The organism is Sulfurimicrobium lacus (genome assembly GCF_011764585.1).
Lineage (GTDB): Bacteria > Pseudomonadota > Gammaproteobacteria > Burkholderiales > Sulfuricellaceae > Sulfurimicrobium > Sulfurimicrobium lacus.
This window is the reverse complement of sequence record NZ_AP022853.1, coordinates 2,876,719-2,898,672: the sequence shown is the minus strand read 5'-3', so window position 1 is coordinate 2,898,672 and position 21,954 is coordinate 2,876,719. Positions and strand designations below refer to the sequence as shown.

15 protein-coding genes are annotated in these 21,954 nt (G+C 63.3%); 3 read left to right on the top strand and 12 right to left on the bottom strand.

Annotation, left to right across the window (positions count from 1 at the left end; translation table 11 throughout):
* Positions 1–10: 10 nt before the first annotated feature.
* Complete coding sequence (gene katG / locus SKTS_RS14035) at positions 11–2,182, bottom strand: catalase/peroxidase HPI (protein WP_173066255.1); 2,172 nt, start codon at positions 2,180–2,182, stop codon at positions 11–13.
* A 450-nt stretch (positions 2,183–2,632) separates the two neighbouring features.
* On the opposite strand from katG, the gene SKTS_RS14030 reads away from it, so the two are divergent.
* Positions 2,633–3,052 (top strand): hypothetical protein, encoded by a 420-nt coding sequence (locus tag SKTS_RS14030; RefSeq protein WP_173066251.1) that lies wholly within the window; start codon positions 2,633–2,635, stop codon positions 3,050–3,052.
* Here the strand turns inward: SKTS_RS14030 and SKTS_RS14025 are convergent.
* On the bottom strand, positions 2,972–4,447 hold the full coding sequence (locus SKTS_RS14025) for a Fic family protein (RefSeq protein ID WP_173066248.1): 1,476 nt from the start codon (positions 4,445–4,447) through the stop codon (positions 2,972–2,974). The genes SKTS_RS14030 and SKTS_RS14025 overlap by 81 nt on opposite strands.
* 443 nt (positions 4,448–4,890) lie before the next feature.
* Here SKTS_RS14025 and SKTS_RS14020 point away from each other — a divergent pair, with 443 nt between their 5' ends.
* Positions 4,891–5,769: a spermine/spermidine synthase domain-containing protein gene (locus SKTS_RS14020; protein WP_173066245.1), complete on the top strand. Its 879-nt coding sequence runs from the start codon at positions 4,891–4,893 to the stop codon at positions 5,767–5,769.
* Between the two features lie 38 nt (positions 5,770–5,807).
* On the opposite strand, the gene hflX is transcribed toward SKTS_RS14020, so the two are convergent.
* From hflX to SKTS_RS13970, 10 genes are all read right to left on the bottom strand, one after another.
* Complete coding sequence (gene hflX, locus SKTS_RS14015) at positions 5,808–7,163, bottom strand: GTPase HflX (protein WP_173066241.1); 1,356 nt, start codon at positions 7,161–7,163, stop codon at positions 5,808–5,810.
* A gap of 64 nt (positions 7,164–7,227) precedes the next feature.
* Entirely contained in the window at positions 7,228–8,532 is a 1,305-nt protein-coding gene (locus tag SKTS_RS14010; RefSeq protein ID WP_173066238.1) for a M18 family aminopeptidase, read from the bottom strand.
* Positions 8,533–8,604: 72 nt separating this feature from the next.
* Positions 8,605–10,482 carry a Na+/H+ antiporter NhaA gene (gene nhaA, locus SKTS_RS14005; protein WP_173066236.1) on the bottom strand — a complete coding sequence of 626 codons (1,878 nt, stop codon included), beginning with the start codon at positions 10,480–10,482 and terminating at the stop codon, positions 8,605–8,607.
* Positions 10,483–10,540: 58 nt separating this feature from the next.
* Positions 10,541–12,385, bottom strand: a complete 1,845-nt coding sequence (aprA, locus tag SKTS_RS14000) for an adenylyl-sulfate reductase subunit alpha (RefSeq protein WP_173066233.1) — start codon at positions 12,383–12,385, stop codon at positions 10,541–10,543.
* Positions 12,386–12,389: 4 nt separating this feature from the next.
* On the bottom strand, positions 12,390–12,845 hold the full coding sequence (gene aprB / locus SKTS_RS13995) for an adenylyl-sulfate reductase subunit beta (protein WP_173066230.1): 456 nt from the start codon (positions 12,843–12,845) through the stop codon (positions 12,390–12,392).
* Complete coding sequence (locus tag SKTS_RS13990; RefSeq protein WP_173066227.1) at positions 12,824–13,588, bottom strand: adenylyl-sulfate reductase; 765 nt, start codon at positions 13,586–13,588, stop codon at positions 12,824–12,826. The genes aprB and SKTS_RS13990 overlap by 22 nt, the downstream gene beginning before the upstream one ends.
* 217 nt (positions 13,589–13,805) lie before the next feature.
* A complete protein-coding gene (locus tag SKTS_RS13985; RefSeq protein ID WP_173066224.1) occupies positions 13,806–16,067 on the bottom strand; it encodes an EAL domain-containing protein in 2,262 nt (753 codons plus the stop codon).
* A gap of 69 nt (positions 16,068–16,136) precedes the next feature.
* Positions 16,137–17,138 carry a serine/threonine protein kinase gene (locus SKTS_RS13980; RefSeq protein WP_244617346.1) on the bottom strand — a complete coding sequence of 334 codons (1,002 nt, stop codon included), beginning with the start codon at positions 17,136–17,138 and terminating at the stop codon, positions 16,137–16,139.
* Positions 17,139–17,196: 58 nt separating this feature from the next.
* The gene (locus SKTS_RS13975; protein ID WP_425315637.1) at positions 17,197–17,766 is read right to left on the bottom strand and encodes a YbhB/YbcL family Raf kinase inhibitor-like protein; all 570 of its coding nucleotides are present in this window, start codon (positions 17,764–17,766) and stop codon (positions 17,197–17,199) included.
* A complete protein-coding gene (locus SKTS_RS13970; RefSeq protein WP_173066221.1) occupies positions 17,763–18,269 on the bottom strand; it encodes an Hsp20/alpha crystallin family protein in 507 nt (168 codons plus the stop codon). Before SKTS_RS13970 ends, SKTS_RS13975 begins: the two co-directional genes overlap by 4 nt.
* Before the next feature lie 257 nt (positions 18,270–18,526).
* Here SKTS_RS13970 and SKTS_RS13965 point away from each other — a divergent pair, with 257 nt between their 5' ends.
* A complete protein-coding gene (locus tag SKTS_RS13965; RefSeq protein ID WP_173066218.1) occupies positions 18,527–21,793 on the top strand; it encodes an AsmA family protein in 3,267 nt (1,088 codons plus the stop codon).
* Positions 21,794–21,954: the final 161 nt, after the last annotated feature.

Sequence of the window (21,954 nt, the reverse complement as noted above, 5' to 3'; positions counted from 1 at the left end):
TCTTCCAGGCTCACGCCAGGTCGAAGCGATCCAGGTTCATCACCTTGTTCCAGGCCGCCACGAAGTCGCGCACGAAAGCTTGCTGCGAATCGCTGCACGCGTAGACTTCCGCGATGGCGCGAAGTTGAGCGTTCGAACCGAAGATCAGATCGACGCGGGTACCGGTCCATTTGACTTCGCCGGTCTTGCGGTCGCGCCCTTCGAACAAGTCCTCGGCGTCCGAAACGGGTTTCCACGCCGTGCCCATGTCGAGCAGGTTGACGAAGAAGTCGTTCGTGAGCGCCTCCGGCCGCCGGGTGAAGACCCCGTGCCCGGACTGGCCGACATTCGCGTTCAGCGCGCGTAGGCCGCCGACCAGCACCGTCATCTCGGGCGCGGTGAGCGTCAGCAGTTGCGCCTTGTCGAGCAGCAGTTCCTCGGCCGTGACGGAGTACCTGGCCTTCTGGTAGTTGCGGAAGCCATCGGCGACCGGTTCGAGCACGGAAAAGGAGTCCACGTCGGTCTGTTCCTGCGCGGCGTCCATGCGGCCCGGCGCGAAGGGCACCGTCACTGCATGGCCGGCTTTTCTTGCCGCCTCTTCGACGCCGGCGCAGCCGGCCAGCACAATCAGGTCGGCCAGCGAGACCTTCTTGCCACCGGTGTCGAACCCGCGCTGGATATCTTCGAGCTTGCCGAGCACTTTGGCCAGTTGCTGCGGCTGGTTGGCCTCCCAGTCCTTCTGCGGCGCAAGGCGGATACGCGCGCCGTTGGCGCCGCCACGCTTGTCGGAGCCGCGGAAGGTCGAGGCCGAGGCCCAGGCGGTCGAGACCAGCTCCGCAACGCTCAGCCCGGACGCCAGCACTTTGGCCTTGAGGGCGGCAACGTTCCGGTCGTCGATCAGGGGGTGATCGACGGCGGGGATGGGGTCTTGCCAGATCAGCGCTTCCCTGGGCACTTCGGGGCCAAGGTAGCACGCACGGGGACCCATGTCGCGGTGGGTCAGCTTGAACCAGGCACGGGCAAAGGCGTCGGCGAATTCTTCCGGATTTTCGTGGAAGCGCCGTGCGATCGGCTCGTAGATCGGGTCCATGCGCATCGCCATGTCGGCGGTGGTCATGATGATCGGCACGCGCTTCGACGCATCGTGCGCGGCCGGTGCCAGATTGCTGTCGGTCGCCTGCTTCGGCGTCCACTGATGGGCTCCCGCCGGGCTCTTGCTCAGCTCCCACTCGTTGCCGAACAGCATGTCGAGGTAGCTCATGTCCCACTGGGTCGGGGTCGGCGTCCACGAGCCTTCCAGGCCGCTGCCGATCTGGTCGCCGCCCTTGCCGCTACCGTGGGCGCACTTCCAGCCCAGGCCCTGCTCGGCGATGCCGGCTGCCTCGGGCTCGGGGCCGACCAGCTTGGCGTCGCCGGCGCCGTGGCATTTACCGAAGGTGTGGCCGCCGCAGGTGAGCGCCACCGTCTCTTCGTCGTTCATCGCCATGCGCGCGAAGGTCTCGCGCACGTCGCGGCCGGACGCGAGCGGGTCCGGGTTGCCGCCCGGGCCTTCCGGGTTGACGTAGATCAGGCCCATCTGCACGGCGGCGAGCGGATTTTCCAGGTCGCGTTCGCCGGAATAGCGCGTCTTGTCGTCCAGCCACTTTTGTTCATTGCCCCAGTAGACGTCGATCTCCGGCGCCCAGATGTCCTCGCGTCCGCCGCCGAATCCGAAAGTCTTGAAGCCCATCGATTCCATGGCGACGTTGCCCGCGAGAATGAGCAGGTCGGCCCAGGAAATTTTCCTGCCGTATTTCTGCTTGACCGGCCACAGCAGCCGGCGGGCCTTGTCGAGGTTGACGTTATCGGGCCAGCTGTTGAGCGGGGCGAAACGCTGGTTGCCGTGGCCCGCGCCGCCGCGTCCGTCGCCGGTGCGGTAGGTGCCCGCGCTGTGCCAGGCCATGCGGATGAAGAAAGGTCCGTAGTGGCCGTAATCCGCGGGCCACCACTCCTGCGAGTCGGTCATCAGGGCGGTGAGGTCCTTCTTCACGGCCACGAGGTCAAGGCTCTTGAATTCCTCTGCGTAGTTGAAGTCCGCGCCCATCGGGCTGGACTCGGGGGTATGCTGGTGCAGGATTTCGAGGTTCAGTTGCTTCGGCCACCAATCGCGGTTCGACTTACCGCTCCCGGCGCTGTGAACAAACGGACATTTGTTGTCAGACATGGTCTTCTCCTCCGGTTAACTGAATGCACGGCCCAATGTATGCTTTCCGAAGCGAATATTCCAATTGGTTTTTGCAATGCGATCGATAGTGTCGTGCTATCCGAACAAACTCACGCGCCGGCCGTCTTTATGATTTTTGCGAGTTGCGCACAGGCGCTCAAATGTAGGGTGGGTTAAATAACCCACCAGGCGTTGCGTAGCAACACAACGCCTTTTTATGAGTGCCTGGCGGCACATCAGGTGGGTTATCCCCGGCCAGATCACCCGAGGACAAGCGGCACAAACTGCGTGCCTAACCCACCCTACATCGATTATGGAATCGCTTAAGGTAATGCCATCGGCGCCGCATCCCATTTATATCGATTTGCCAATAAAATAGACGCAACCGCGGACGGTGCGCATGCGCCTGGTCCGGCCACATTACTCAAAATCAACAGGGGAATCCGCGTCATGTATGACCGCCGCAGCATTGAACTCATCAATAAATCGACCCGCACGCGCAGAATCGCATTCGCGCTAATCCTCATCGCGCTGGCGCTGCCGTCCCTGTTTGCCTGGAGCGACAACGTCGCCCTCGAAAGCGTAGCCAAATTCACCGGGCAACTGGCCGCGGTGACGCTGCTCGCGCTTATCGCACGGCTATGGGTAGCGCGTCATTACTCCGTGGGCGTCCAGGTCCAGGTGTTGCTGGCGTTTGCACTTGTGCTGCTTGGCTGGTCGGGCTATGTGTCGCGGGTTGCGCACGATGAGCGCGTGGCGGTAGTGGCGCAACTGCCAAGCTCACTATTGCTAGCCGGCGTCTGCCGCCCGAACAATTTGCGTCGCAATAAAGCTGGCAAATACGGACAGATTGTCGTCCACACTTGCTGACTCGAGAGCGCGCATATACTCATCCCTGTTGTCGACACGGATGACTGTCCACGGATAGCCCCCCACCGCCAACAGGACGTTCATGGCAAACCGGGCGGTACGCCCGTTCCCATCCATATACGGGTGCACAAAGCCGAAGAGCCAATGCCCGAGGACAGCACGCACGAAAGCGTCCGTCTCGGCTGCCAGGCATTCGCGCAGGCCATCCATGCCGTCGAGCACGTAGTCATAGTGCGGTGGTGAGTGCAGGGAGCCGCGCAGGAACACCATGTGACGACGGTAGCCTACGAGGTCGGCCACGTCGAGGATGCCAGCATCGACAGATGGCCCGAAAAGCTTCTGGTACCACGCCTGATGCTGAGTGGCGAATAGCTGAGCCGCGAGGCCAGGGTTGGCGGTGCGATGCTCATACACCTGTGCGGCGGCATCGCGCACCAATTCGAAGGCGTCCAGGTAGCCCTTGGCGGCCATCGCTGCCATTTGCTTTTGATCGGCCACATCGTTGATCGGATCCCACCCTTCCTCGGCCACTTTTTGAATGAGTTCGGGCGTAACCCGGTAGCGCTCGATGGACAGCGAGTGATAGGCGTCCTCCATGCGGATTGCCTGCACCCTGGCCAGGTAATCGGCCGGACTCACGTCGACCAGTCCACCGTCCGGTCGACAGGCTGCCACGGCCTCCCGGTGCTGTTCCCACAGGGCGCGGACGCGGGCGTAGAGCGGCGAGCGCCCCGGTTGCCCAAGCGCGTAGACCGGCGTTGCGTCAAACGGGGTTTCGTCGGTTTTGAGGTGGATGCCAAGCCCGGCAAGCTGCTGGAGTACCGCGTCCGCGAAATCGCCTCGGTTCACTTGCCGATATGCCGACAAGATGCGGGCGAGGCCGGCGCGATTGATGTTCACCAGCGCGGCCAGAGCACCCGGGTCCTGCAGCTGTGACATGACGATCTGCACTTCGCGGCCGTACGCAGTGAAATGCCGGGGCGGCAGATTAACCAGGCAGAGCGGGATGTTCATGCAACGCAAGCCATGGATATCGACAGTTTGCGCGGCCGTCGGAAAAGTCGACCTACCCGGGAACATGGCGACCGTATGTCCAAAGGCAAGCTCTTGCACGTGGCTCTGATTGGACTCCAACACAACATTCACTGTTTTGGGAATCACGGTGTACTGAGCGTGCCGCAACAGCGAATGCTCCGCTGTCAGACAATAGCCTGCGCCAAAGCGCTCGCCGAGATAACGCGCAAGGTATTCCCAAAAATTTGCGAAAAATGGGGTCGTGTCGCCCTGTTCGGCCGTCGGGTCGGATACGAAGTACCAGCCCTTGAGAATCTCACGCAGATACCCGGATTCCAGCAGCAGTACCCGATTTGCGTTGTTCAGCTGCTGACCCCGCACAACGCCTCGGTCCGATCCGAGTACGCGGTGCAACTCTTCTAATGCGCGTGCAAGTTTTTGCCGTGGAGTGAGTCGCGGTCGCGCCATAAATCACCATGTTTAGTTGAAATTAATCGCTATGTTCTGCCGTAAATAATCTACATGTTTAACTGCAATTAATCAACATGCTTTCGTTGTTTTTATTCGTTTACCATCACTGCAGGTAGGCTAGGGATATGGCAAATCTGAGCGGTTTCCTGACCGAAACGGGTTTGAGCCAGAACGACCGGATTGGCCGAGGAGCAGACCTCCATATATGGCACATCGCCGCCCGCCTTTTTTGGAGGGAGGCTGGCGGAAGCTGTCAGGAACGCCAAACACCCCCTCGCGTGACTGCCAGTGTCCATTGCATTAAAATTTGCAGCTAGGCAGTATTGTCTTCCCCTCACTATTCATCGACCTCCATGTCATCCGCTTCTCCCTGGTTCGAAATGCCCAGCCCCTACGATCCCGACGGTGGCCGGGTACTAATGCTGGAGCCGCCCTCGGCCTGTGCGGAGGCGTTGCGGTCGCAGTTGCTTGACGAAACTTATCCCAAGCCCTACGTCATGGACGACGGCGAGCGGCGTTTTCTGCATTTCAATGGGCGATTGATCCAAAGCGCCATGCGTCTTGCCGAGCCCAACGACCTGGATCTGCGCTACACGCAAAAGATGATGTCCTTCCTGCTGTTCCGCGCCAGGCCGAGGCGTGTCTTGCTAATCGGCCTCGGCGGCGGCTCCCTGGTCAAGTTCTGCCACTATCGGCTGCCGGCTACGCACATGACCGTGCTGGAAAACAATCCTGACGTGATCGCATTGCGGGAGGCTTTTCTGGTGCCGCCCGATGGCCCCAATCTCAAGGTGCTGGAGGCCGACGGTGCGGCGTATCTGGAGCAAACGGAAAAAGGCATCGACGTGTTGCTGGTGGATGCCTTCGACAGCGCCGGTTTCGCCCCCGGCCTCGCCAACCTGGAATTCTTCGAACAGGCCCGCGCCAAGCTGGCGGGGAGCGGCGTGCTGGTGGTGAATCTGGCGGGAGACTCGCTGAGCTATGCGGGCCTGATCGGGGTGGTCATGCGGGTCTTCGACGATCGGGTTATCGTGTTCCCGGTGCGGGAGGACGACAACTATGTGCTGCTCGCCTTCAAGGATCCGGATTTCGAGCCCGACTGGCGCCGGTTGCATGCCTTGGCAAAGGAATTGCGGTCCAAGTACGGACTGGACTTTCCCTCCTTCCTGGAAAAAATCGAGCGCTCGGCCAAGCTCGATCTGGCCCGCCGCGAAGCGGGGCGCGGGTATTGATTTCACCGGGCCGGCCCACGTTCAGGCCAAGCGCGAATTCATCGCGCCTGGCTGAACCGCTCGCATAGGCCCTGCACCGTCTCGCGCTCGCCGCGAATGCGCAGGAAGGCGCCTTCACCGTCGGCGCGCTCCTCCAGCACCTCGCAACTGGCGAAGATTTCGCCGCGCAGTTGCTGTTCCGACCAGGGGAGGAACAGTTCGGCCTCGACGAGACCCTGCTGGAAGAACGCGACTATCGCCTCGCGCAGCTTTGCGACGTCGCCGGTGCGGCGCGCGCTCATCACGATGCAATCGGGGTAGTGCGCGCGCAGCGCCGCTTCGCGCTCGGCTTGCGCTTCCGCATCGCCGACGTGGTCGATCTTGTTGAAGACGCGGATGCGCGGCACGTCCTGCGCACCGATTTCGTCCAGTACCTTGTCGGTGACTTCGAGCTGCCGTTCGAATCCGGGATCGCTCGCGTCGATGACGTGGAGCAGCAGCGACGCGTCGAGCGCTTCCTCCAGCGTCGACTTGAACGAGGCGACGAGCCCGTGCGGCAGGTTCTTGATGAAGCCGACCGTGTCGCTGACCAGCACGCGCGGCCTGCTCTCGGGCTGGAGGGCGCGCACGGTGGTGTCGAGCGTGGCGAAGAGTTTGTTTTCGACCAGCACCTCGCTGCCGGTGAGGGCGCGCATCAGGGTGGACTTGCCCGCGTTGGTGTAGCCGACCAGCGCGAGGTTGGCGAGTCCCTGGCGCGCCTGTCGCCGCGCGCGCTGCGTCTTGCGCTCGACGTCCATCGCGGCGATCTCAAGCTGCAGCTCGGCGATGCGGTCGCGAATCTTGCGTTTGTCCAGCTCGGTGTGCGACTCGCCGGCGCCGCGGCCGCCCATGCCGCTACGCTGCCGCCCTTGAGGCCCGGCAAGCTTCGCCGCCTCGCGCAGGCGCGGCGCCATGTAGCCGAGGCGTGCGATTTCCACCTGGGCACGCGCGGCGCGGGAGCTGGCGTGGCGGTGGAAGATTTCGAGGATGACCATGGTGCGGTCCATCACCTCGCAACCGACCTCCTTTTCGAGGTTGCGCGCCTGCGACGGCGAGATTTCGTGATCGACGAAGAGGGCGTCGATCTTGCCGGCGTCGGGGTCGGCGGCGTCATGTGGCGGGTGCTCGAAGGTGACGGGCGCGGGGGCGCTGTCCACGAATTCGCGTATCTCCTCCCGCTTGCCGGCGCCCAGGTAGGCCGTGGTGTCGAAGCTGGCGCGCTTTTGCGTGAAGGTGGCGATGATCTGGAAACCCAGCGTCTTCGCCAGATCGCGCAGCTCGGCCAGCGACGACTCGAACTCCACGTCGCTCACGTTCGGCAGTTGCACGGACGCCACGACGGCGTATTTCGGCTTCTCTTTGACTTCTTTTCGCATGCGGGGATGGCTTCTCTTGAATGGGGCGATGGCTAGTATAGACCTGTCAATGCCCGTTCTGGCTTCAACTGCCGAAGGCCGCCACCAGGGCCGCGATCATGTAGGCGTGGTCGTGCACGCCGGCGCTCTCGCGCGCGCTGTGCATCGCCCACATGGGCGAGCCGACGTCCACGCTGGCGACGCCCAGCTGTGCCGCCACCATGGGGCCGATGGTGCTGCCGCAACCCAGGTCGCTGCGATGGGCGTACTGCTGGTACGGCACCCCGACTTTCTCGCACAGCCCCATGAAACGGGCCGCCGTCTCCGCGTTGGTGGTGTAGCGCTGGTTCACGTTGGTCTTGATGACCGGGCCGCCGTTCACCATCACTTTGTGGCCGGGTTCATAGGCGGCCGGGAAATTCGGATTGTAGGCATGGGCCATGTCGGCGCTGATGAAGAAACTGCGCGCCATGGCGCGGCGCCGGTCCTCTTCGTCCAGCTCAGCCTGAAAACCGATGCGCGTCAGCACGTCGGCGACGAAACTGCCGCCGGCCCCGCTGGCGCTCTCGCTGCCGACCTCCTCGTGGTCGAAGAAGGCCGCCACGCAAGTGGCCGTCGGCTGCTCCGTCGCGATCAGCGCGATGAGGGCAGCGTAGGAGGACGCCAGATTGTCCAGCTGGCGGCTGGCGATGAACTCCTCGTTGGCGCCCCACAGGCAACCCTTCTGCACGTCATGGACCGTCAGTTCCCAGCTCAGCAGGTCTGCCGCTTCTCCCTGCACTTTGTCGGCCAACAGCTTGCGCAAGTTTGCTTCCGCGTCCTCGCCTTCGCCCAGCAGGCCGAGGATCAGCGGCAGTTCCGTCTGCTTGTTGAACTTCAGTCCCTGTTCGTTCACTTCCCGGTTCATGTGAATCGCCAGGTTGGGCAGGCGCACCAGCGGCTGTTCGAAGCGCAGCAGCCGCGTTTCCTGCCCCGCCGGCCCGCGCAGCACGACGCGCCCGGCCAGGCTCAAGTCCCGGTCGGCGAAGGTGGCCAGTATCGGCCCGCCATAAACCTCGACCGCCAGACGCACCAGGCCGTCGCCGGCCAGGGCCGCCTTAGGCTTGAGCCTCAGGCCCGGAGAATCGGTATGGGCACCGACGATGCGAAAGCCGGATTCCGCCAGCGGCCGGCTGCCCAGCACGAAGGCAATCAGCGATGCGCCGCCGCGCACTGCGTAATAGCGCTCGCCCGCCGCAAGCTGCCAGCGCGCGCCCTCCTCAAGCCGGGTGAAGCCCTGCGCCAGCAGGCGCGCCTCGGCGCTCGCCACGGCGTGCCAGGGGCTGGGGCTGGCGTCGATGAAGTCGATTAGCTCATGGGTGGCGGTTCGGGCGTGGGCGATGGCAGGCATGGTGGGTACAGTGAGTTGCGGTTAGGAGAAAGTATTATAACTGGCTCGCACCTCGCGTGTTTCGCCAAGCGCTTATTCCACATGCCCGGTATTACGTGCGTGCGCACGCCAAAGCACAGTCACCCCGAGTACGGCCGACAACACCGAGGCGGCGAATACTGCGATCTTGGCGACAGCGAAATCTTCGGCGACCGGAAACGCCTGCCCGGCGATGAAAAGCGACATGGTGAACCCGATGCCAGCCAGTGCGCCTGCGCCGCCGAGTTGCCGCCAGGTATAGGTCTTGGGCTTGTGTGCGATGCCCAGCTTGACGGCCAGGACAGAGGCCAGAATAAATCCCAGCGGCTTGCCGATGGTCAGGCCTGCTGCAATCGCCAATGCCAGCATGCCGTGAGCGCTGAAAATGTCGGTGCCGGTGGCGACGCCGGCATTGGCCAATGCGAAAATCGGCAGAACCAGGTAGCTGGAGCGCGGCGCGACGTTGCGCAGCAGGCGGTCCGCCGGGGATTCCAGGCGGTCATGGATGGCGTCCAGCGCTTCCAGGGCCGGTATCGATGGTCCGCGACGCAACTGCTCGCCACGGTGTTGGGCTTCCGTCGTCAGGATCGCGTCGGCCTGCATCGCGAGCGTTTTGAAATCCGGCGGCGGGCGCGTCGGGATCAGCGCGGCAAGCATGATGCCGGCCAAGGTGGCATCCAGCCCGCTGGCGTGGACGCAGGCCCACAGCGCAACGCCTGCCAGGAGGTAGGGCGATACGCTGTATATCCCGGCGCGGTTGAGCAGCATGAGCCCGGCCGTGATCGCCGCTGCGCCAACGAGGTAGCTGTAATGCAAATCTCCGGAATAGAACATCGCCACCACGACGATGGCGCCGATATCGTCAACGATGGCGGCTGCGGTCAGAAAGATGCGCAGGTCCACCGGCACGCGCGCGCCCATCATGGCCACCAGAGCTACCGCGAAGGCCGTGTCGGTCGCCATCGGCACGCCCCAGCCCATGGACCACGGGCCGCTCGGGATGATGCTCAGATAGAGTATTGCCGGCACGGTCATGCCGCCGATCGCCGCCGCGACCGGCAACGCCGCTGCACGTCGGCTGGACAAATGGCCGATGGTGAATTCGCGTTTGACCTCCAGGCCCACGACCAGGAAGAAGATCGTCAGCAGGGCATCGTTGACCCAATGCAACAGCGACATGCGAAATTCAGAGCCGTCGAACGCAATACTCAATTCGGTCTGCCAGAAGGCCTCGAAGTCGCGCCCCCAGCCTGAATTGGTGAGTGCGACGGCCAGCAGCGTGGCCAGCAGCAGCAACACCCCGGCCGAGGGCGCCCAGCTCGCAAACGTCAGCGCCGCCGTGCGCACGCGGTGCCCGAGGGAGCGGAGCATCGCATCGGTGAAGGAGCTTTCATCCCAGGGGCCATCGTAACGGCGCCCATTGATGAAAAACGTCGGCGTCATGTGCACGCCGCTGGCCAGCGCGCTTTCGATGTCGAGATCCACGCGCTCCCTGGCTTGCTCGGTCGTCGCCTGCAAGGTCTCGCCATCCAGCTGTGGCAGGCCGAGCGTCTCCGCAACAGCGTGCAAGTCGTCCTCGCTCAGCTTGTCCGAGCGTGTCATCAGCGCAACATGCGCGTCCCAGAACAGGGCGTGATTCGGCGCGGATTCCGCGAGTTCGGCCGCGGGCCGCGCAAGCTCGTTGCCGACCAGCGGGCGATGGCGGAACACATAGCGCAGGCGGTCGCCCAACTGGCCCCGAACTTCGGTGATGCGCTCGTTCGCCGCGCGGCAGTGGGGGCAGTCGTAACTGCCGTATTCCACCAGGGTGATCGGTGCGTTGTTCGGCCCGAGCACATGGTCCCGGACGTCGTCCACCGGACGGTCGAGATGACCGGTCCCAGTTGCGTGATGATGGATCTTCGCGGACGGGCTGTCCTGTTTAGTCGACATTTTGCCATCCAGGGTTGTTTGAATAGCCCATCGGGAATTGCGCAGGCTTTGCTGCCCATCACTCGATGATGTGGTGCACCGGCAGCTTGCTCATGGTCCATTCGCCCGTCTTCACGTCGTACTGGGACGCGGTGAAGGCATGCCAGTCGGCATCGTCCAGCTTGGGGAAATCGCCGCGGTAGTAGTAACCGGGCCACCGGGTTTCCTGCCGGTACAGCGTGTGCCGGAGCACCGCCTCGGCGGTCCAGACCCGGTGGTGGAGTTCCCAGGCGCGCTGGAGCTGGTGGAGGTCCTCCGCGCCGATATGGTCGAGGTCTTCCTTGAGCATGGTCAGCAGTTCCAGGCCGCGGTTGAGCATCGGTTCGCTGGTCATGTAGAAGGTGCTGATGCCGCCGACGTACTCGTCCATGATTTTTTCCAGCCGCTGCAGGCCTTGAAGAGGGGAGATGTAGCTCGGCGCCACGCTGCCGGCGACGATCTCGTTCCTGCCGATTTCGAAGTTTTCCAGCGGCTTGAAGATTTCCTGCTGGAGCATCGTGAGCTGCGCTTCGTCCACCTGGGGCGGGTTGCCGGCCAGTTCCCTGACGTATTTGACGGCGGACTTGCCGGCGATCCGCCCTTCGGTGAAGGAGCCGGAGGAGAACTTGTGCGCGGAACCGCCGATGGTGTCGCCGGCGCCGAACAGCCCTTCGACCGTGGTCATCCGGTTGTAGCCCCACTGGTAGTCCGCCGGGGCGCAGTCCTCCGGTCCGCTGGCCCAGGCGCCGGAACAGGTGGCGTGTGAGCCCATGACGTAAGGCTCGGAGGTGGTCAGCTCGGACGGTTTCTCCTTGGGGTCGATGTTCTGCGACGCCCAGACCACCGCCTGGCCGACCGTCATGTCGAGGAAATCCTCCCAGCCGGTATTTTCCTTCTCCTTGGTGTCGAGCACCTGCTGGGTCTGCATGTAGATGGGGCCGTTGCCGGCCTTGACCTCCTGCAGCATGGCGTGATTGCGCAAACAGGTCGGCAGCGGCGTGGTCTCCGCGTATTTGCCGACCAGGGATTTGATTTCGTCGAGCCGGGCGGCCTCGTAGTTCTCGCCGTAAGCGTTGGTGGTCTGCGCCTTGAGCAGCAGCGACCAGGCGCCGACCGGACCGTAGCCGTCCTTGAAGCGGGCGAGGACGATGCGGTTTTCCATCTGGATCATTTTGGCGCCGGTGCGCAACACCAGGCCGTAGGCCGAGGCGCTGCTCCAGGGGGCGTACCAGGTCTTCCCCGCGCCTTCGCCGACCGAGCGCGGCCGGAACACGTGCGAGGCGCCGCCGGCGGCGACGATCACCGCCTTGGCGCGGAACACGTGCAACTGCCCGTCGCGGACGTTGAAGCCGAGGGCGCCGGCCACCCGGTTGGGGCGCGTCTTGTCCATCAGCAGATGGGTCACCATGATGCGGTTGTAGACTTCGCTGGCGGACTTCCGGGCGGCCTCGGCGATGATCGGCTTGTAGCTCTCGCCGTGGATCATCACCTGCCATTTCCCTTCCCGCAGGTATCTGCCGGTCTTCGGGTCCTTCATGATCGGCAGGCCCCATTCCTCGAACTTGTGGACCGTGGAGTCGACATGCCGGGCGATGTCGAAGATCAAATCCTCGCGCACCAGCCCCATCAGGTCGCCGCGCGCATAACGCACGAAGTCGGCCGGCTGGTTCTCGCCCCACTGCATACCCATGTAGCAGTTGATCGCCGAGAGGCCGTGCGAGACGGCGCCGCTGCGCTCGATGTTGGCCTTCTCGACCAGTACGATCTTCAGGTCACGCCCCCAGTAGCGGGATTCGTAAGTGGCGCCGCAGCCGCCGAAACCGCCGCCGATGACGAGGATGTCCGCGTCCACGAACTTGATGTTTTTTGAAGATCGCTGACTCATGGCATCACACCTCTTTCTTGTCGAGAACCGGAAGGGTCGGCAGCATCTCCACCCCGAGCGCCGTGGGCTCGTGCGCGAGCATCTGGGAACCCAGGGCGTTTGCGTCGGGCGCCGCGTAATCGGATGGCGGCTTGATGGAACCCCAGGGCGTGGTCCGGATCGGGAAGGTGAACTCCTTCACCCGCCCATCGCGGTAGCGGATCTTCCACGAGATGGTGCCCATTTTCTCTTCCCGCAGCACCCTGACGCTGTGGCCCAGCGGCGCGAAGTCGGCAAACCCGCGCACGTCGATCGCGTGCTGCGGGCAGGCCTTCACGCACGAGTAGCACTCCCAGCAGAAATTCGGCTCGACGTTGTAAGACCGGCGGTAGACCGGGTCGATGTGCATGATGTCGGAGGGACAGATATCCACGCACTCGCCGCAGCCGTCGCAGCGCGTCATGTATGTGAAGGTGGGCATCGCTCGCCTCCTGTCGGGCTCGGCAAGTCGGACGAACCGTCGGCTTCCTCGACCCGTCTCTGGAAGGCCACCACGGGCTTGTAGAACATGTGGGCGAACTTGGACCAGGGCACGGAAACAAACAGCGCCGTGGTGAAGAGGATGTAGAGGCCGGCGCATAACCCGGTCGCGGCAGGGTTGCCCGCCATTGCCGCCAATTCGAACAGCAGCGCGAAGCTCACGCTGGCAAGCAGGGTGACGATGAACAGGTCCGCGCGCACCAGTCGCCAGGGCGGCTGGCCGTCATGGACCACGTTCACCCGGAGCAGGAAGAAGAACCAGTAACCGCCAAGCAGCGTCATCAGGGCGCCGAGGTTCCACAAGAGCGGGAGGACGGCTGGCGTGGACGTGTCGGCCGGATAGACGAATATCAGCGCGATGGTCGTGAGCAGGTAAAGCACGAAACCGTAGAACATCAGGACATGCGAAATCCGCCGCTGCCGGTTGCAGAATTCGCCGAACGTCGCAACGTCGTGCGCCAGGGTTTTGGCCGCAATGGCGGCCATGTCCGCGCCGCCGAGCTGCCGCTGCGCGGCCGCCTTGCGCCGCTTCCTGTCGCGCAGGAAGAATTCGAATTTCCTGTCATGAAGGAGATCGAACGCCGTTCCGACGGCAACCGCGAGCGCCATCAACACGACGTAGCCCTGCATGACGGCGGGTGACACGAATTCGGACAGCGGGAGGAACGGATTGGTGGTGAACATCCTGACCTCCAATGCCCCTTGCGGGCGAGGCCCGCGTCCGGATGGCGCGGGAACGGTGGAGCGTTGGACCGATGATAGCACCGCACAGGGCCGTATCGATTGATCTGCCCGGGGGGCAATCAGGTAGAAATGGCGGGAAATTCGCTTGATTTAGCCGGGGGAAAATCCGGTAGAAGCAAGTGCACGCCCATTCACGGAAGTCGCCGGATTCAAGTCGTTATTCGAGCAGCCCGCTCAATGGGCGCGGCTTGGCGATGCCGTAGCCCTGCATGTAATCGACGCCGAGCTTGCTGAGCGTGTCCATGATGCGCTGGTTCTCGACGAACTCGGCGATGGTCTTTCTTCCCATGACGTGGCCGATGTGGTTGATCGACTCGACCATGGCGTAGTCCGCGGCATCCGAGGCGATGTCCTTGACGAACATGCCGTCGATCTTGAGAAAATCGACCGGCAGCTTCTTCAGGTAGGCATAGGAGGAAAAGCCGCTGCCGAAATCGTCGAGGGCGAACTTGCAGCCATGGTTCTTGAGCCGGTTGATGAAGTGGGTGGCCTTGCCGAGGTTGGCGATGGCCTCCGTTTCGGTGATCTCGAAGCAGATTTTCTCCGGCGGGATGGCGAATTCCTTGAGCGCGTTCTCGATGTGCGTCAGACAGCCGTCATCGCCCAGCGAGTTGCCGGAGAGATTGACGGAGCCGAGCTCCAGCGCTTGCAGGTGGCCGGGGTGCTCAGCCAGCCAGCGGAAATAGGTACTGACGACCCAGCGGTCGATGGTGGCGATCAGGTTGTAGCGCTCCGCGGCCGGCAGGAAGGCGCCGGGGGCGATCAGCTGGCCGGATTCGGAGCGCATGCGGATGAGGATCTCGTAATGGCTGACGAGGTCCGCCGGCGCATCGCGCTGCACGATGGGCTGGTAATGGAGCTCCATGCGCTGTTCTTCCAGCGCCTTGGTGATGCGCGGCGTCCATTCCATTTCGCCGTGGCGCGCGTGCAGCGCCTGGTCGGCCTCGTCGTGCACGTAGATGCGGTTGCGCCCGGCTTCTTTCGCCATGTGGCAGGCGGCGTCGACCCGGCTCATGATGTGCATCACGGATGCACTTTCGCGATCGATGTTGATCAGGCCGATGCTGATGCCGATGCTGAAGGTTTTGTCTTCCCAGACGAAGCGGAAATGCTGCGTCAGCTCCAGAATCTTGTTGGCGAAGGCCAGCGCCTGCTCGGTGGTGCTGTTTTGCAGCAGCAGGCCGAACTCGTCGCCGCCGATGCGCGCCAGGATATCGTCCTGGCGCAGCCGGCTGGCCAGCTTGGCGGTGTACTGCTTCAGCAGCTCGTCGCCGGCGATATGGCCGCAGGTGTCGTTGATCACCTTGAACTGGTCGAGGTCCATGTACAGCAGGGTGTGCTCGCTGTTGCTCACATGGGCGTCGTGGATGGCCTGCTTGATGCGGTATTCGAACTCGTGGCGGTTGAAGAACCCGGTCAGGGCGTCGTGCGTGGCCTGGTGCGAAAGCTGGCTGGTCAGTTCATGCGTTTGTGTCGTGTTGCGCAACACCAGCACGACGCCGAACGCTTTTCCGTTCTGGTCGCGCATCGGCGCGGCGCTGGGTTCGAGGTAGATTTCCCGCCGCTCGTCGCGCACCAGGACCAGGGTGTTGTACTGTTCCGGCAGTCCGCCCCTGTGCAGGCAGCGCTCCACCAGGTTACCGGCTTCCTTGCGGCTGTGTTCGAACAACAGGGTGCCCAGTTCCGCCAGGCGCTTCGATCTGGCCTCGCTCAGGCTGGTGGCGAAGATCTGTTCGGCAACCGGGTTGAGGTACTCGATGCGTCCCTGGGTATCGGTGGTGATCACCGCATCGCCGATGGACGAGAGGGTGACCTGGGCTTTTTTCTTCTCGCTGAACAGGCTGCGGTTGGCCTGCTCCAGTTGCTCGATCAGGCTGTTGTTGTCGATGGCGATGGCGACCTGGCTGGCCAACAGGGTGAGGAGGTCGAGGTCGTTGCGGTCGAAGTCGCGTCCGCCGATCTTGTTGATGCCGGCGATGCCGCCGAGAAAGTGGTTGCGGCCCACCACCGGTACCAGGATGACGCTGCCGACTTCCTTTTCCCACTTGTTGCGCTCTTCCGCGTCCAGCTCTTCCAGCACGCCGTGCCACCAGGGGCGCTGGTGCTTCCATACCCAGCCGCAGATGCCCAGGTTGATGTCCAGGCTTTCGCCGACGATTTCCTCGGCATTCAGGCCGCAGCCGGCGCGGTAGGTGTAGGTGGTGCAGTTGTCGTCCAGCACGGGAATCAGGACGGTTTCGGCCTTGATCAGCCCCTGCGCGAAGCTGGCCACCATGTCGAAAATGCCTTCGACGTCGAAGCGCTCGCGCACCGCCATGACCACTTCCTTGAACAAGGCGATCTGCTGGTTGCGCTTGTATAGCTCTTCTTCCAGCTTGATGACTTGGGTGTTCGTGGTTTGGGCTAAGGGCTTGGTCATTGAAGCGATAAATTACACCATCGTTTTGGTCAGGTATAGTTAAATTTTATGCGCTCAGGGCGCCCGGTGTTAAGCCGACCACAGCGGTCCCTCGTCCATCAGCGCGATCTGTTCGCGCAATTCGAGAACGCGGTCCTGCCAGTAGCGTTGCGAGTTGAACCAGGGGAAGGCCGCGGGAAACGCCGGGTCGTCCCAGCGGCGCGCAAGCCAGGCGGCATAGTGGATCAGGCGCAAGGTGCGCAGCCCCTCGACGAGGTGCAGTTCGCGGGTGTCGAAATCGTAAAAATCCTCGTAGCCCGCGAGCACGTCGGCGAGCTGGCGCGTCATGTCGGCGCGCTCGCCGGAAAGCAGCATCCACAGATCCTGCACCGCCGGCCCCATGCGGCTGTCGTCGAAGTCGACGAAGTGAGGGCCGCTGTCGGTCCACAGCACATTGCCGGCGTGGCAGTCGCCGTGGAGGCGCAATATCGGCACTTTGCCGGCGCGGTCGAAGCAGCGCCGCACCCCGTCCAGCGCCTGCGCCACCACGCTGCGGTAGGCTTCGTTCAGGTCGGTCGGGATGAAGTCGTGCGCCAGCAGGTAATCGCGCGGCTCCTCGCCGAAGCTCTTTATATCCAGCGTGGGGCGCTCATGGAAGGGACGCAGGGCGCCGATGGCGTGAATGCGGCCGAGGAAGCGGCCCATCCATTCCAGCGTGTTGCTGTCATCGAGTTCCGGCGCGCGGCCGCCGTGCCTGGGGAACAGCGCGAAGCGGAAACCCTCGAAGGCGTGCAGCGTCTTGCCCCCGCCCAGCTTGAGCGCCGGCACGACAGGGATCTCGCGCTCGGCCAGTTCCTCGACGAAGGCGTGCTCTTCGAGAATGGCGGCGTCCGTCCAGCGCGCCGGGCGGTAGAACTTCGCCACCAGCGGCGGCCCTTCCTCCATGCCGACCTGGTAAACCCGATTTTCGTAGCTGTTGAGCGCCAGCAGGCGGCCGTCGCCACGCAAACCCACGCTGTCGAGCGAGTTCAGGATGGCGTCCGGGGTGAGCGCCGAGAAAGGAGTGGTGCCGTCGATAGTCATGGGCGCCATTGTACATGGCGCCCGTGACGGCAGCAGCCGTCAGTGTTTCCGATATGGCAAGCAGCCATCAGTGCTTCTGATACAGCCCGACCAGTTCGGCCTGGGCCAGCACATGCCCTTTCATGGCCCTCTCGAGCGTGGCTTTGGTAGGAATTTTCAGGTTTGGCAGCAGGGTGTCGAGGGCGTACAGCTTGTGGAAATAGCGATGACGTCCCACCGGCGGGCATGGCCCGCCGTAGGCGCTGCGCTGCCAGTCGTTGGTGCCCTGCAGGGTGCCGTGCGGGAGGTCTTGCGCGGTCATCCCCCCCGCCAGGCCTGTGGTGCCTGGCGGAATGTTGTACAGCACCCAGTGCACCCAGGTCATCCGGGGCGCAGCGGGGTCGGGCGCATCCGGGTCGTCGACGATCAGCACCAGGCTTTTGGTGCCGGCGGGCGGCGGCGTCCACGAAAGGGGCGGCGACACGTCGCGACTGTCGCAAGTGTGGAGCGAGGGAATCGCGCCATTGTGAGAAAAAGCGCTAGATGTGAGCGTGAAACCCATGGTCCTGTCCTCCTTGCCGCCGGATGATGCGAAGCCGACAGCCGCGGCGCACAACAACATTAGCGCCACAGCTGCCTGCAGGCTGAACTTCATCATCCCTTGACCGGAATGGTTCTGGCGGTCTGGTTGCCGGACTTGGGCAGGCGCACGCTCAATACGCCGTTCTTGTAGCTGGCCTCGGCCTGCTCGGTGTCGACGTTGCGCGGCAAGGGGATGGCGCGCCGGAACGAGCCGTAAGCACGCTCCATGACATGGTAGGTGCTGTCGTGCGTTTCGCGCTCGAAGCGTTTCTCGCCGCTCAGGTAAAGCGTATTGCCCTCGATCGAGATGTGGCAGTCGTCCTTGTCCATGCCTGGGACTTCAACGCGCACCACGATTTCCTTTTCCGTTTCTTCCACTTCTCCCGCCAGCAGGCTCCAGCGCGGGAAGGCCGTCAGGGTGTTGCCGGTGGCCAGTTCGTCTTCCTTGTTGCGCGAGAAGTGGGTGAGCGCGTTGTTGCCCCGGCTCAGCAGCTCGCGCCAGCCTTCCGAAAGATTTTCCCAGGCGCGGTTGATCTCGCGGCCGATGTCCTTGCCTACCCGTTTCAATGAATCCAGCATGATGGTTCTCCTTTTTGTTACACAAGGTTGAAGTCACATTTCGTGGCTGAAATCGGTATGCAAATTTGATTCGTTCAACGAAGGAATGGTTCACTTCCCAAAAAACTTCCTGCGCGGACGTTTTAATATGACAAAAAGTTCATGTGCATGAGGTCCGCAAGGCATTTGTCCATTCCGGATTTCATGGCGTTTGGCGTAGAATAAAATCAAACCATTCGCCCGTGCGCCAATCGTCACCCGTCCGGAAAAAATCAAGCATGTCCATCGACAAGCAAACCGTCTTCGAAAAAACCCCAAAAGGAATAAACGAATCCAAAGGTCGCTGGGGTATTTTCGCGGACCGGCGGCAAAAAATCCTCGCGCTGATCGACGGGAAGACGACGGTCGAGAATGTCATCGCCACATCGGGCATGAAGGAAAACAGACTCATGCCGGAACTGGAGGCATTGCTCCAGGAGCGGCTGATTCGCGAAAGCTATATACCTGCCGGTCAATTCACCATCAATGCCCCCGAGCATTCGCGTCAAGGCATTTACGTCACCGTCGCAGACACCCAGGCATTCATGGAAGCGCTGGAAAAGCAGAAGCCGTCCGAGACGGAAGCCGATGAAGAGGATTTGATTTCCCTGGCCGATATCGAGGAAAAGCTTCAACAGGAAGCCGAGCAACTGGCTGCAAGAGAAGAAGTCGAGCGCCAGTTGCAGATCGAGGCAAGGGTCAAGGAGGAGGCGGAGCGTCTTGCTCGTGAAGAAGCCGAACGCAAGGCGAAGGCAGAAGCCGAGCATGCCGCCCGCGAGGAAGCACAACGCCAGGCCAGGGAAGAAGAGGCGCGCCAGGTTCGCGCCGAGGCCGAACGCCAGGCGCAAGAGGCCGCGGAACGCGCTGCTCGCGAGGAAGCTGCGCGTCAGGCCAAGGAAGAAGAAGCCCGTCGGGTTCGCGCAGAAGCCGAACGCAAGGCGCAGGAGGCCGCGGAACGCGCCGCCCGTGAGGAAACTGAGCGCTTGGCCAAGGAAGAAGCGGCGCGCCGAGCGAGTGAAGAAGCCGAACGTAAGGCGATGGAAGAAGCGGAACGCGCTGTCCGCGAGGAAGCGGAGCGTGTGGCAAGGGAAGAAGAGGCCCGCCGGGTTCACGAAGAAGCTGAACGCAAGGCGAAGGAGGCGGCAGAGCGTGCCGCCCGCGAGGAAGCCGAGCGCAAAACCAGGGAAGAAAGAATCGCCAAACGCTTGAAGGCGCGGGAAGAAGAGGAACGCCGCGCGCGCGAAGAGGCCGAGCGTAAGGCGAAGGAGGATGCCGAACGTATAGCCCGCGAGGAAGCGGAACGCCAAGCTAAGGAGGAAGAGGAACGCCGTGCGCGCGAAGAAGTCGAGCGTGCCGCCCGCGAGGAAGCGGAGCGTCTAGCCCAGGAAGAAGCGGAACGCCGCGCCCGCGAAGAGGCCGAGCAGCTGGCGCGGGAAGAAGCGGAACGTGCCGCTCGCGAGGAAGCGGAGCGCCAAGCCAGGGAAGAAGAGGAGCGTCGCGCCCTCGAAGAAGCAGAGCAGCTGGCGCGGGAAGAAGCGGAACGTGCCGCCCGCGAGGAAGCAGAGCGCCTGGCCCGGGAAGAAGAGGAACGCCGCGCGCGCGAAGAGGCAGAACGGCTGGCGCGGGAAGAAGCTGAGCGCGCCGCCCGCGAGGAAGCAGAGCGCCTGGCCCGGGAAGAAGAGGAGCGCCGCGCCCGCGAAGAGGCCGAGCATCTGGCGCGTGAAGAAGCCGAGCGTGCCGCCCGCGAGGAAGCGGAACGTGCCGCCCGCGAGGAAGCCGAGCGTCTGGCCCGGGAAGAAGAGGAACGCCGCGCACACGAAGAGGCCGAGCAGCTGGCGCGTGAAGAAGCAGAGCGCGCCGCTCGCGAGGAAGTGGAGCTTCTAGCCCGGGAAGAAGAGGAACGCCGCGCACGCGAAGAAGCCGAGCAGCTGGCGCGGGAAGAAGCGGAGCGCGCCGCCAGCGAGGAAGCCGAGCGACTGGCTCAGGAAGAAGACGAACGCGCCGCCCGCGAGGAAGTTGCGCGCATAGCCAAGGAAGCAGAGGCACGCCGCGCGCGCGAAGAGGCGGAGCGCAAGGCTCAGGACGAAGCCGAACGTCTGGCTCGCAAGGAAGCCCAGCGCCAGGCCAAGGCGGACGAGGCACGCCGTGCGCGTGAAGAGGCAGAGCGCAAGGCACAGGAAAAAGCCGAGCGCAAAGCCCGCGAGGCGGCGGAAAAAGTCGCCCGGAAAGAGGCCATGCTCAGTGCGCGCGAGGAGCGCGAGCCGGGGGAGTCCGGCGACAGGAAGGCCGTCCTGCTAACCCGGATCAAATGGGGAGCCGCAGGGCTCGTGGCATTGCTGGTTTTGGCTGGTGTGGGGATCAATTTCGTGCCGCTCGGTTCTTCCCGCACTCAGCTCGAGAAGCTGGCGAGCACGAAACTGGGTGAGCCGGTGAAGATTCAGTCCATGCATGTCGTGCTCCTTCCTTCGCCGCATCTCAAACTCGACCAGGTGCGGATCGGATCGCAGGGCGACAGCCGCATTGCCGTAGCCACGATTTATGCCGGTTGGGGAACGCTGCTCGGCAGCGCTCGCAAGGTCGAGCGCATCGAGCTGGAGAAAGTGGATCTGGCGCCGGGGATGCTGGAAACGGCTGCCGGCTGGCCCGCGAAGAATGCGCAGCAACAGCCGGCCTACCAGGTTGCGCGGGTCACCGTGCGGAACCTGAAAATCGCAGCAAGCGATCCGGCGTTCCCTGCTTTCCGGGGCGATTTCGATTTTTCGGCTGCAGGACGGCTGGACAAGGCCTCGCTGGCCAGCGAGGATGGCGCGCTGCGCGCTGACTTCGCGCCCGCGCCGGAAGGCGGCCTTGGCGTGTCTGTCAGCGCAAGCGACATTGCGCCGCTTTATTTCCTGCCGGTCAAAATCTCATCCTTGCATGCCACCGCCAAGGCAGGCGATCGGAGCATCCGGTTCGACGATCTGAGCGGCAGCGTTTCCGGCGGGAAGGTCAGCGGCTCGCTCACCTTGTCCTGGGATGCCGGCTGGTCTGCCGCCGGAGACGTGCGCATTGCTGGGGCGAATATCGCCGCGTCTTCCGCCAAGCCGGATTCCCCGATTGTTTCCGGCAAGCTCGATGCCGCCTTCAGCTTCCTCCAGCAGGCAACAATGCCTGAGCAGCTATTGCGGCAGCCGCTGCTGACCGGCAGCGTCACGCTGCGCGACGGTGCCGTAACGGGATTTGACCTGGCGGAAACACTGCATTACGCGGTCGAGGCGATCTATATCGGGCAAACGCCCTTCGACGTGTGGTCGTTCAGGCTCGAACCTTCCGGCGACCGGCAGGGATACCGGGTGATGCGCATGGCGGGCAAAGGGCTACTGGTCGAAGGGTATGGCGAAGTTTCCGCCAAGGGTGCCCTGTCCGGGGCCGTCAAGCTCTCGTTGGAAGAAAAGAAGAAGACCATGCGCGGCAACTACAGGCTGGACGGCACCCTCGCCCGGCCGGCCATTCATCGCGCTAAGTAGTCGTCTAGCAGGTTTCGTTCCTCCCCCTTCAAGGGGGAGGTTGGGTGGGGGATGGGGTAAAAACTCAGCTCCGGTTTCAACCCATCCCCATCCTGACCTTCCCCTTGCACCCGCAAGGAGTGTCCCCGCCGAGAGCGGCAGCAAAGCTGCTCGCTCTGGCG